The 12,117-nt window shown below is 41.6% G+C and carries 14 protein-coding genes; 12 read left to right on the top strand and 2 right to left on the bottom strand.

Going from position 1 to position 12,117, the window contains the following annotated elements:
• The 6 genes from J6O61_RS05150 to rfbG form a co-directional block, all read left to right on the top strand.
• The coding region (locus J6O61_RS05150) for a DegT/DnrJ/EryC1/StrS family aminotransferase (protein ID WP_292210423.1) at positions 1–648 on the top strand (648 nt) is incomplete at its 5' end.
• An 812-nt stretch (positions 649–1,460) separates the two neighbouring features.
• Positions 1,461–2,273, top strand: coding sequence for a hypothetical protein (locus J6O61_RS05145; RefSeq protein WP_292210420.1), 813 nt, complete (start codon positions 1,461–1,463; stop codon positions 2,271–2,273).
• Complete coding sequence (locus J6O61_RS05140; protein WP_292210417.1) at positions 2,260–3,060, top strand: hypothetical protein; 801 nt, start codon at positions 2,260–2,262, stop codon at positions 3,058–3,060. Before J6O61_RS05145 ends, J6O61_RS05140 begins: the two co-directional genes overlap by 14 nt.
• Positions 3,061–3,249: 189 nt before the next feature.
• The gene (locus tag J6O61_RS05135) at positions 3,250–3,591 is read left to right on the top strand and encodes a helix-turn-helix domain-containing protein (protein WP_292210415.1); all 342 of its coding nucleotides are present in this window, start codon (positions 3,250–3,252) and stop codon (positions 3,589–3,591) included.
• Positions 3,588–4,886, top strand: coding sequence for a type II toxin-antitoxin system HipA family toxin (locus tag J6O61_RS05130; RefSeq protein ID WP_292210412.1), 1,299 nt, complete (start codon positions 3,588–3,590; stop codon positions 4,884–4,886). Before J6O61_RS05135 ends, J6O61_RS05130 begins: the two co-directional genes overlap by 4 nt.
• 16 nt (positions 4,887–4,902) lie before the next feature.
• Positions 4,903–5,988, top strand: coding sequence for a CDP-glucose 4,6-dehydratase (gene rfbG / locus J6O61_RS05125; protein WP_292210410.1), 1,086 nt, complete (start codon positions 4,903–4,905; stop codon positions 5,986–5,988).
• 43 nt (positions 5,989–6,031) lie between these two features.
• Here the strand turns inward: rfbG and J6O61_RS05120 are convergent, their stop codons facing one another.
• Both J6O61_RS05120 and J6O61_RS05115 read right to left on the bottom strand, forming a co-directional pair.
• Entirely contained in the window at positions 6,032–7,033 is a 1,002-nt protein-coding gene (locus tag J6O61_RS05120) for a type II toxin-antitoxin system antitoxin SocA domain-containing protein (RefSeq protein WP_292210408.1), read from the bottom strand.
• A gap of 12 nt (positions 7,034–7,045) precedes the next feature.
• Positions 7,046–7,426 carry a hypothetical protein gene (locus J6O61_RS05115; RefSeq protein ID WP_292210407.1) on the bottom strand — a complete coding sequence of 127 codons (381 nt, stop codon included), beginning with the start codon at positions 7,424–7,426 and terminating at the stop codon, positions 7,046–7,048.
• A gap of 232 nt (positions 7,427–7,658) precedes the next feature.
• Between J6O61_RS05115 and J6O61_RS05110 the strand changes: the two genes are divergently transcribed.
• From J6O61_RS05110 to J6O61_RS05085, 6 genes are all read left to right on the top strand, one after another.
• Complete coding sequence (locus J6O61_RS05110; protein ID WP_292210406.1) at positions 7,659–8,300, top strand: flavin reductase; 642 nt, start codon at positions 7,659–7,661, stop codon at positions 8,298–8,300.
• A gap of 34 nt (positions 8,301–8,334) precedes the next feature.
• Entirely contained in the window at positions 8,335–8,493 is a 159-nt protein-coding gene (gene rd / locus J6O61_RS05105; protein ID WP_026523097.1) for a rubredoxin, read from the top strand.
• Between the two features lie 40 nt (positions 8,494–8,533).
• A complete protein-coding gene (locus J6O61_RS05100; RefSeq protein WP_292210399.1) occupies positions 8,534–8,908 on the top strand; it encodes a desulfoferrodoxin family protein in 375 nt (124 codons plus the stop codon).
• A gap of 212 nt (positions 8,909–9,120) precedes the next feature.
• A complete protein-coding gene (locus tag J6O61_RS05095) occupies positions 9,121–10,380 on the top strand; it encodes an AAA family ATPase (protein WP_292210397.1) in 1,260 nt (419 codons plus the stop codon).
• Positions 10,380–10,997, top strand: coding sequence for an RloB family protein (locus J6O61_RS05090; protein WP_292210394.1), 618 nt, complete (start codon positions 10,380–10,382; stop codon positions 10,995–10,997). The genes J6O61_RS05095 and J6O61_RS05090 overlap by 1 nt, the downstream gene beginning before the upstream one ends.
• 11 nt (positions 10,998–11,008) lie before the next feature.
• Positions 11,009–11,698, top strand: a complete 690-nt coding sequence (locus tag J6O61_RS05085) for a hypothetical protein (protein WP_292210392.1) — start codon at positions 11,009–11,011, stop codon at positions 11,696–11,698.
• Positions 11,699–12,117 lie beyond the last annotated feature (419 nt).

Genomic DNA, 12,117 nt, shown 5'->3' with positions numbered 1-12,117 from the left:
GGCGATATGACCTGCTTTAGCTTCCACCCGGTTAAGACCATCACTTCCGGAGAGGGCGGAGCCATCACCACCAACGACCCTGAGCTTTATAAGAAGCTCCACCTTGCAAGCCAGCACGGAATCGTTCATGACCCTGCGGACTTCGTCGACAAGAACCCTGAAGGAATCTGGGTTTACGAGATGCAGACCCTTGGCTTTAACTACCGCATGACTGACTTCCAGGCAGCGCTCCTTATCAGCCAGCTCAAGAAACTCACCGAGTTCTCAAATAGAAGAAAAGAGATCGTAAAGAGATACAACGAAGCCTTCGCCGACGTCCCTGAGCTCTTCATCCAGAAAGAGATTCCTCAGTCCGACACAACAAGGCACCTGTACATCATTCAGCTTAAGCTTGATAAGCTCACCTGCACTCGCCGTGAGTTCTTCGACGCCATGAGCGCCGAGAACGTCCAGTGCCAGGTCCACTACGTACCGGTCTACTTCTTCCCGTTCTACCAGAAGATGGGCTACGAGAAAGGCCTCTGCCCGGTTGCCGAGAGCATCTACAAGGGCATCATGAGCATACCTCTCTACCCAATGATGACCGACGAAGACGTAGAGAGCGTAATCGCCGCCGTCAAGAAAGTCATCAACTACTACAGAAAGTAATAACATCAACCCTCCGAACCACCCAAGCGTCCCCACCCACCGGGGAAGCTTTTTCTTGCCCTTTTGAGCCCTAGGGACGGAGTCAAGGGCTCATTTTTTGAGCCCCAGGGACGGAGTCAAGGGCTCATTTTTGGTCCCCAGGTAGTCCCCAGGGATGGAGTCAGTGGTCCATTTTTTTGGACACCAGGGACGGAGGTTAGGGACCATTTTCGCAAGCCGGTAGGAGCAGAGGGGCGTCTTGGTTTAGTAGGTCAAAGGGGGCGTCTTAGTTTGACTCACATTTTGAGAATAAGGATCCGATTTTGCACCACAATGGCCCAGCCTGTTGAACGTTGGTTGGAAACGTAATTCCGACCGCCCCACAACTCTCTTCCATAAGAAAAATAGTTGGAAATTGCAAAATCCCCCAACGGTCCAAAAAACCATATTTGTCCAAAACTACATCACACGACATCCGTAGGCCGAGTACTGGTATGCAGGAAAAGAGCTAGGCATCAAATTTTCAAAACCACGGCCATCAAAACAGTTTGTAATTTCCAACTAATTTCTCCCAGGACAATTTTTGTGATGCAATTAAAAAATCAATTCATACCAACACAGCTCTATACTCTACCTTGTGATGCACATATCCCACATCTCCAACATCTCCAACATCTCCGACATATCCCACATCTCCCACATCTTCCATACATATTCCATAATGTGCCAAAATATTTGACGCGCGTCAAATAAAACACTACAATAAAAGTGCAAGAACACAAGCACAAAAGTAAAAGACCGGTAAAATACCAATAGCAATAAAAGGACTCATTATGAATACATCTGTAATCAGAGAAAAGCAAGACCTGACCTACCTCAAATGGTCTCACATCAGAAACTCCAGCGGAACAGCCGGAACCTTCCTTAAGTCCGAGTCTGTCCTCGATGGGCAAAAGACATATTACAAACTCTCAAACTTCGACTCGGAGAGGGGAGTAATAGGCCATGAGTGCATTAACGAGATAATAGTCGACAGACTCTTGACCATCCTGGAGGTTCCACATCTTAGCTATCAGCTGATAAATGCAGATATAGAAGTGGATGGGCGCATTTACAACACATATCTTTGTGCATCTGAGGATTTCAAGGAAAAGGGTGAGAGCAAAATGGCTCTGGATAATTTTTATAGATTAAGAGCAATAAAGGGTGAATCTAAATATGATTTTTGTGAAAGAATTGGATTCCAAAATTATGTAGATCAGATGCTGGCTGTTGATTTTATCATACTTAACAGGGACAGACATGGAGCTAATATTGAAGTATTACGAAATTCAAGGAATCACACAGTTAGACTAGCGCCTTTATTTGATCATGGTTTGTCGCTGATTTTTCCATGTATGACGGAATATGAGGCGCAATCATACGACATACTCAAGGACATAAACTGTAATAACTATATAGGTACGCGCTCGTGTGTTGAGAATTTGAGCCTTATCAAAGACAAGAAAAAAGTATTCAAAGGCAAATTAAAGAAACAAGATAAAGACATGTTATTTGCAGATCTGGATGGCGTGATTCCGGAGATATTTATCCAAAAAATCTGGGACATGATTTTTGAAAGGTATAAGATTTATGAGAAACTTTGAAATTTATGATGAAGAAAATAATAAATCATTAGGGGTATTGTTATATTATCAGCGAGAACACACCTTTATTGTTGAATTGATTGATGGCCTTGATGAATGGACAGCACCGTTTATGTTCTCGACATATGCACAAAGGGGCATATATACAATACCTCGTGATATAAGTTTCCTTTGGGTACAAGAGCGCATCATCCCCAGCACCCGCCAGAACATCTCCAGCATCCTCCGAACCCACAAACTCAAAGAGTACGACGAGATGAAATTCCTCGAACTGTCCCACGGCCGTTGCTGCCAGGACAGCCTCTCAATCCGCGAACTCTCCACCCTCCCTGACTACGTGATAATCAGGCAAAAGAGAAATCTGATTGATTGCACGGTACTGGACGACCAGAACATTCTCTGCTTCTTTGCAGACGGCAAGACAAGAAAAATCGACCTCACCAAACTTGATAACGAGGACGTAACCGAGAAAGTTTGCAAAAACCCAAAACTCCTGAACTCCTGCATGGTCGGAACCGGTGGCTATTACATCACCTTCAATGATTCCATAGATGTTCCGGCAGCAGAACTCTATACTGCCGGTAAGCCTATCCCATTAACCCTTTCCGACTTCATAACTTTCGCAGGTCACAACATAATTGACACCCAGGAATGCTGCCGTGAGCTTTCCTGCACGCGCCAGAACCTGGCCTACATGACTGACCGAGGCTTGTTCGAACCCATCAAAACAAACACCCGAGGCAATCTCTACCTCAAGGGTGATGTCCTCAGCAGCAAAGGGGGCTAGTTGTAGCCATCTAGCCTGTGCTAGCCTGTCGTAAATTGCGTAAATTGCGTAAATTGTGCTAGCCTGCGCTAGCCTGTGATTACAAATAACATGCAATAAATTGCGGATTAACCCTATAATCCAGATGTAAAGCGTAAAATCTTGCACATTAAGTCTCGAAATGTTATCATTTTCTTGGAGGAATGAACCATGACATCGAAAGCATACCTGCAAGACATTAGTAAGAGAATGAAAAGGCTTAGAGTAGAAAGCTCTATAACCCAGAAGGAGCTTGCATCCATCACAGGACTTTCCCTGCGCTCAATACAGAGATTTGAAAATGGCGAAGACATATCGTTGGAGAATTTTTTAAAATTATCAATTGCATTTGAACTTGCGGAATCAATACTAAGTGTCATACCCGACATGGATAATAGGCCATCGATTCTTCTTGAAAAGCTCAGAGGTAAGACTAAGCAAAGAGCGCACAAGATGGATCATAAGGCATCCAATAGCACTAAAAAAGCATTTAAATGGGGAGATGAACAATGAATTACGCAGAAGTTTATATCTGGGGAACCAGAATAGGTATATTACATCTACCCGAAGGTGGAAGAGTTGCCGATTTTGAATATGATCATGACTTTGTTCAAAATGCTGTTGGAACAGGAATTGAGCTTTCTCCTCTTAAAATGCCTTTGTCTGGCAGAGTCTATCGCTTTCCTGATATAGGTGAGTCATTTAGAGGCGTTCCGGGTTTGATTGCAGATTCATTACCTGACAAATTTGGAAATGCTGTGATTAATAGGTGGCTGGCAGATCAAGGTAGGACAGAATCCAGCTTTAATGTTATAGACAGGTTATGCTATACAGGTAAAAGAGCTATGGGAGCGCTTGAGTATGTTCCGGCTCAAGGCCCTGAGGCTGATATAAATGAACGAATTGACCTGGATGAAATGGTTAAATTTGCTTCGGAAGTTTTAAATCGGCGACAAGAAATCAAAATCAAGGCAAATGACAATCTCACATACTCTCAGCTTCTTCAACTTGGCACTTCAGCCGGAGGCGCACGAGCTAAGGCAATTATAGCCTGGAATGAAAAAGAAGGTGTGATCAGATCTGGACAATTAAATCCGGAAAAAGGATATGATTTCTGGCTGATGAAGTTTGATGGTGTGTCCGGAAATGGAGATCATAACTTAGAAGATGAGCCTGAGTATACACTTATAGAGTATTCATACTATGAAATGGCTAAACTGGCAGGCATAGAGATGAGTGAGTGCAGGATATTTTCTGAAAACGGGCGCAACCATTTCATGACAAAACGTTTTGACAGAGGCGATAATGGGAAGCTGCACATGCAAACTCTAGGTGCATTAGCGCATATCGATTACAGCACACCGGCGATGTGCAGCTATGAACAAGCTGTTACATATATGCGTGAAATGAAACTCACTGCTGATGAGATAGAGCAGTTTTACAAGAGAATGGTATTTAATGTGCTTGCTGTAAATCAGGATGACCATGTAAAGAATATTTCGTTCCTGATGGATAGAAGCGGAAAGTGGAGACTTGCGCCTGCCTATGACTTGACGTTTTCATATAATCTCAGCAATATATGGCTAAAGGCACATCAGATGACAGTTCATGGAAAAACAGTGGGAATTACGAAAGATGATTTGATAATATCCGGTAAAACTATGGGAATCAGTACATCCAAAATTGAACACATAATTGATGATGTTGCCGGAGCAGTATCGAATTGGGGAAAGATATCACGGAAAAATGGTATTTGTGAGAAAACAATTAAGATGGTTGGAGACGTAATAAATACAAATAACAAATAATCAGAGGAGAATAATCATGACCACATCCAATAAATTCACCGAACTTCAAACCTTCTACACCGGCAAGCGCGTCTTTCTCACCGGCCACACAGGATTCAAGGGCAGCTGGCTTTGCCTTATGTTAAAAGAGCTTGGGGCAGAAGTCTACGGCTACTCCCTAGCCCCAGGCACCGAGCCCAATCTCTTCACCATCCTGGGCCTTGAAAACCGCATCCACAGCACCATCGGTGACATCCGCGACCTCGACTCACTTGAGAAAGCCTACATAGAGGCCAATCCTGACGTCGTCCTTCATCTCGCAGCGCAGCCCATTGTTCGCGATTCCTACAAGGATCCGCGCTACACCTACGAGACCAATGTCATGGGAACCGTAAACATCCTCGAGTGCCTCCGCAATCACCCCGGTGCCACTAGCTTTCTCAACGTCACCACGGACAAGGTCTACGAGAACAACGACCTGGAGAACCACGGCTTTACCGAGGATGAGAAGCTCGACGGCTATGATCCATATTCCAACTCCAAGAGCTGCTCTGAGCTCGTGACACATTCCTACAAGAAGTCATTCTTCTCAGATCCCGCAGCACCGGCCATTTCCACTTCCAGAGCCGGCAACGTCATCGGAGGCGGAGACTTCGCCAACGACCGCATCATTCCGGACTGCGTCAGAGCAACAATTGGGAACCAGCCCATAATCGTCCGAAACCCGTATTCCACAAGGCCCTACCAGCACGTACTGGAACCCCTCTACGCCTACCTTATGATCGCTATGCGTCAATCTGGGGAAAAGAGCTTTTCCGGTTATTACAACATCGGCCCCCGCGACGAGGACTGCATCAATACCGGAGACCTCGCTGATTACTTTGTAAAATACTGGGGAGACAATGCAACCTGGGAGAATCACGCAGAACCCAACGCACCCCATGAAGCCAACTTCCTCAAACTTGACTGCACCAAAGCCCGCACCACATTCGGCTGGGAACCTGAGTGGCATGTAGAAGATGCTATTCGCAACACAGTCGATTGGTATAAAGCCTGGAACAACTGCGAAGATATGTACAATTTCACCAAGGAACAAATCCAGGAATTTTTAGAAGCTAATTGACAATATGACCGGCCTCATAGAGGCCGGTCATTTAAATGTATCATTATTCCTCAAACAAACTATCGATATATTTATTAACCCCTTCTCGCGTAGTCAGATCATATATCTTGTTAATCCCCTTATAGTATTCGCATATACTCGAATCAGATATAACATTTTTGGACATTTCAAATATCTCCAGCCCGGTCCTGGCAGTATTCCATGGTTCTTCCTTATGAGTTATATCCATCAGCACTTTACCGTTCAGCCTTCCGAACGTATTAAGCACAAAGTCTATAATTTTCTTATCCTCAGCTTTCAGTCCTGCAAAACAACTTGGATCCGGATCGATTTTAGGTATAAGCGAATCACCAAATGTTTTGTATTTTTTGTAAATATCAGGAAAAACCGGCCCGTAAGCCCAGGCTTCACATGTGCCATCAAATACAGCATCTTCGTCAAAAACACCAAGTGAAAAAGCTTTAACGAAATAGAGTAGTTTCTGAAGAGATAAGTCTGTGACTTCATACTGCGAGTTAACAATATACAACGCAACTAACTCAAGCTTTGTGCTACAGCTTGTCATCTGCTTTATCAGATTAATTTTCTTCTTAACTTTGTTATAAGCTACATTTGTGATCCTATCTTTGCCTTCTTCGAGAACTTTTTCCATCTCAAGATGATCGTGCAGTAAGCGCAACAAAAGATCAGAATACTCACGCTTGGGAATCTGTCCATCCAGATATCTGGAAATTGTATGCTCCCCAAATCCAAGAAGGTGGGATAGTGGCCTTTTCTCGATGTCATACTTGTTCAGTAGCTCACGAATATCGCCTTTGGTAATGATGCCGGATAATCGCCTGTAAATGATATCAAAGCGATTTTCGTTTTCATCCATTAGCCCCGGAACAGATATCTCACTATGACATACTGAACATATGCCATATCGTTCGTTATATTCATAGTTTTTACCGTTAATTGAGCGTGATCTGTGCCTTGCTTTAATTGTATAGGGAACTATTTTTCTGCATTTCCAGCATAGTAAACCATTATTCTCAGTGTCCATACCTTATCCCTCTTAATATTCGCCTGCTTTGTGCATCGAAAGGATTACAACAAAACTGTTCTTATCATTTCCAAAGAAAAACTTCACGTATATATCTAAATAATCAAATTGCGCTTCTTCGTGAAACCTTGGCATTAACTGAACATTTCTCTTAATGAAAACATACATGTAATCATCAGGATTATCTGAATTATAGCTATATTCATCTTTTATATAATCTTGTTCTTCCAAGCTCAGCAATATTTCAATTCGCTTTTTGTCGTCTACATAGTATGTATCTATTAATAACTTGTTCTTATCTGTTGGAACAAAAGTGTAATTAATACCATACTTTCCGCTCTTTATGAGTTGCTTCAAGCGAGATAGTGCCTCGCTCGGAGACAAAATATCCATTCATATTCCCCCGTCTCCTCCATGTTATGCCCTACATGCCCTACATGGTACAATCTTACGTTACGCAATCTTATCCTAGCATAATAGTACACTAATTGCAATAGTGTACTATTTACAATATATAAACATTCCATTAACCTCTTCCAATCGTGAACCCCCTTCAGTATAATTATAAATACACATATAAACGAAATTACAACCACCACCCAAACCCTAAAAGGAGGAAAAAGCCATGCCGGAATTCAACAACAAAGCCATGTACAAGCTGTCCTACGGTCTGTTTGTCTGCACTGCAGTCCAGGGCGACAAGAAAAACGGATGCATAATTAATACCGCTGTACAGGTAGCATCAGACCCGAACACCATTTCCATCGCAGTTAACAAGGCTAACTACACCCATGACATGATCAAAGCCACTATGGCCTGCAATATATCAGTCATCAGCAAAGAAGCCACCTTTGATCTTTTCAAGCACTTCGGCTTCCAGTCCGGCCGCGATGTCGACAAGTTCGGCGCAGACTATGCGCCAGGCAACTATGCCCTTGTCGACAATGGCATTCCATATATAACAGATGGCACTAACGCCTACTTTTCTCTTAAGGTAAAAGAGCTTGTTGACCTCGGTTCACACACTCTCTTCATCTGCGAACCGACCTTCATGACAGTTCTCTCGGATGCGCAGTCCTGCACCTACGAGTTCTATCAGAGCGACATCAAGCCAAAACCTCAGGCAGTAGGCACAACACCAAAGGGCGAGACAGTGTGGCGCTGCACAATCTGTGGCTATGAGTATGTCGGCGAAGACCTTCCCGACGACTTCATCTGCCCGATCTGCAAGCACGGCAAAGACGACTTTGAAAAGATCATCCGATAATAGATGAACCCAAAAAGATAGGAGGACTAATCTTATGAAATATGTATGTAACGTATGTGGCTATGTTTACGACGAGGCAGCAGGCGATCCCGATAACGGCATCGCTCCGGGAACCAAGTGGGAAGACCTTCCCGATGATTTCACCTGCCCACTCTGCAGCGTAGGCAAGGATGATTTCTCACCACAGGAATAATTGAATATCGTAACCTAAACAAATAAGGAGGAAACCAAACATGAAATTCTACAGATGTGAAACTTGCGGAAATATTATCACCAAATTAAATGATTCAGGTGTACCGGTTGTATGCTGCGGCGAGCCAATGAAAGAGCTTGTACCGGGAGCAGTTGATGGCGCAGTAGAGAAGCACGTACCTGCAGTAACAGTAGATGGCAGTACTGTTAAGGTTCAGATAGGCGAAGTAGAGCACCCCATGATGGATGCACATTACATCCAGTTCATCGCTCTGGAAACAACAACCGGCGCTCAGATCAAGTACCTGAAGCCTTCTGAGAAACCTGCAGCTGAATTTGTACTCGCTGAAGGTGAGAAGGCTGTTGCAGTATATGAATACTGTAATCTGCATGGCTTGTGGGTTAAGGAAGTTTAACAGCGTATCAGTTAAATCAACCGCATATTGAACGCAAAAGTGAACGCAAAAATTTGCGTTCACTTTTATGTTCATGAGACATGTCAATAATATAATTGCTAATAATCAATTTATAAATTCGATATTTGTATATTATAGTCAAAAACACAAAATATAATTTGACATAATCAAAGTATAAGCATATACTCATCCTAGAAAGGCAGGTAGAGTATATGCTTATTCAATTTTCGGTAAAAAACTTCATGTCATTTAAAGAGAAGGCTGTCCTGGCTCTGAATCCATCAACAGATTCTGAACATCCCGAGAATATAAATGAAGAAAATGGATACAAAGCGTCAAATCTCATAGCAATTTATGGCGCTAATGCATCAGGAAAAACGAGCTTATATAAGGCAATGACTGTTGCGCTTATATTCATTAAGAATTCCAATATGATTCAGGTTAATCAGCCCATATTTGGGATTGTACCGTTTAAGTTTGATAATGAAACATTGCTCGGACCATCAGAGTTTGAGTTTGTTTTTGTTGCAGAAGATGGAAATAGATATGTATATGGCTTTTCAGCTGACAACATGAAAGTGCATGAAGAGTACTTATATAAATACTCAAGCCAAAGACCGACATTGATCTTTGATCGAAAGGAAGAAAGTTACGAGTTTAAATCACAAAAAGGGGTGCTTGAGCCACTGATTAGATTTAATACTCCCAATAAATTATTCTTGGCTACAGCTACTAACTGGAATACCGAGAGCACAATGATTCCATATAAATGGCTTGCTGAGAATATGGCAACATTTACAGATGCTCAGAATATCGCTGACATTTCGCTGGAACACTATAAGGGTACTGACAGGGATTCGTATGTGGCTTTTACAGAGAGACTCCTTCAAGTTGCAGATATTAATATATCCAAGATTAAAATAAACGTCAGAAAAACTAAAATGAATCCAGCATTTGCGATGCAAGCGCCTCAAATGATAGTAAATGGTCAATCCGTGATGGCACAGGAAGTAGAGCAAATGATTGTAAGAACAGAGCATATCATAGGAGAAGAGGGTAATGCTACAAACTATATTCTGGATATGAGCGAGGAATCGCTTGGAACCAATCAACTCTTTATTCTTGGCCCGTTTTTGAAAGATGCATTTGAAAAAGGAATGACATTATTTATTGATGAGATTGACAAGAGCCTTCACACATTTATAGTTAGACATCTTATAAATATGTTCAGGGATAAAGAGATTAACAAGGCTGGTGCTCAATTGATATTTACAACTCATGATACTTCTCTGTTGTCATTAGCTACCTTCAGAAGAGATCAGGTGTATTTTACTGAAAAAAGCAATAAGACTGGAATATCTGACTTGTACTCACTTGACGAGCTTCCTGTCAGAAAGACTGACAACATTGAAAAAGGATATTTGCTAGGTAGATATGGTGCCATTCCATATATTCGTGGGGAGGAACTCTGATGGCTAAACGCGATATAAGTATAAAAAAGCGCGGACGCCATGTTCGTAATGTTAAGCCGGTATATTTGGTGATTGCTGAAGGGAAGAATAAAACAGAAATTTTGTATCTTTCTCATTTTCGAGAGCAGAGTAGGGAATATAGCCTTCAGTTTGTAAAAGCAGGTTATAATACTGATGCTAGATCATTATATAAAACTATCTCTGAAAAGTGGGATGAGTTGGATCTGTCTTCAGATAATGGGGACAAAGCATTTATTATTTTGGACATAGATAATGATTTGAATAAAGCAAAAAAGGTTGATGAACTAGCACATAGTAATACCAATTTAGCGATTAGCTTTATAGTATCAAACCCGGCATTCGAGGTATGGTTTCTTCTGCATTTTAAATATACTACCAGGCATTATGAGAATGCAGATGCAGTAATTAGAGATTTAATGAAATTTCTCCCTAATTATGAGAAAAACAGAGATTGCTATCTAGAGTGTGTAGATCTGATTCAAGAAGCTTTGGTGAATGTGGATAAGCTCGCAAAATATTACGAAAAGCTTCCATGGCCGTCAATAGAATGCAATCCAATGACAGATATGGGCAAATTGATTAAGCGTTTGGAATAAGAGATAGAGATATGTCGAAGAAAAATAACGGTGTTAGTAAAGAACGGTTTGAAGCAATTGAAATGAAGTTTCCTGAATTGACGAGAATAACTAAGGTTATGCTCTGTGAAGATGGAATCAGAATGATATCGGATGACCGCGAGGAAATACCGGAGTCATCTTCTTATGTTAAATTCTATAATAGAGATTCTGGTAAACCAAAGACGACACTCAGATTTGATCTAGACAGGGCAACTTTTGATGTGATGAACATTTTGAATCATATCAATGTGATTGTTGCATTAGATACAAACACAGATAAAAAAAGCAATAAATCAGTTGCTGTTGCAGCTATTTTTCTTGTGCTTGGACAACGCGATGCCTATGAATTTCATTTCATGAAATGCTTGACTTGTAGATTCATTAATACCACAGATATTGAATCCGAATTAGTTGCATTGAATAGTTTTATACAGGCAATAAAAGAAGGCCAAATAGGGTATATTCTTGAGACAGATCAAGTACTTATTATCATTGATCATAATTTAGGTAAACTCGAACAGTATAATAGAAGAGTACTGCCGCTGATTGATGATAATGCATTGAGTATATTGCCAAATAATATTAATTTAGCGTATGCAAGTACGGACCAGTACAATGATTCAGTTTTCAATCAAATGCTGCAAGAATGTGATAGGTGCGCGAGTGATATTTTGAGATGACAAACATAATTCACTGGCTCTCGAATTAGAGTATTATCTTCACAGTGTTGTTCATTAGTTACAAGTGTTGTCTAAGAATAGAGATAAGAAATTACTTTAATGGTTTTCTTATTCGTTCTTAGTACTTCTTCCATCCCCCACATTGCTATTCCCAATAATTTCCTATATTATAACAATGGCGGCATTTATACCCCGCCATTGTTTTTTCGTCCCACCAACCCAAAGAGGAGATAACCCAAAATTCATGACCAACGAATTTCTAAATAAATCCGGAAAACTCCTGACCATCCTCCTGACCCTGTCATTGATCCCTATGCTGGTCATAGCAATCTATGCCAGACCCTTTGTCGACGACTATGGGTACAGCACAAGAACCCATGATGCCTGGCAGTCCACTCATTCAGTGTTCGCCCTGCTCG

Origin of the sequence: Butyrivibrio sp., assembly GCF_017635265.1 — a bacterium.
GTDB lineage: Bacteria > Bacillota > Clostridia > Lachnospirales > Lachnospiraceae > Butyrivibrio.
Note: the sequence above shows the minus strand (reverse complement) of the source record. Positions and strands in the feature narration are given on the sequence as shown.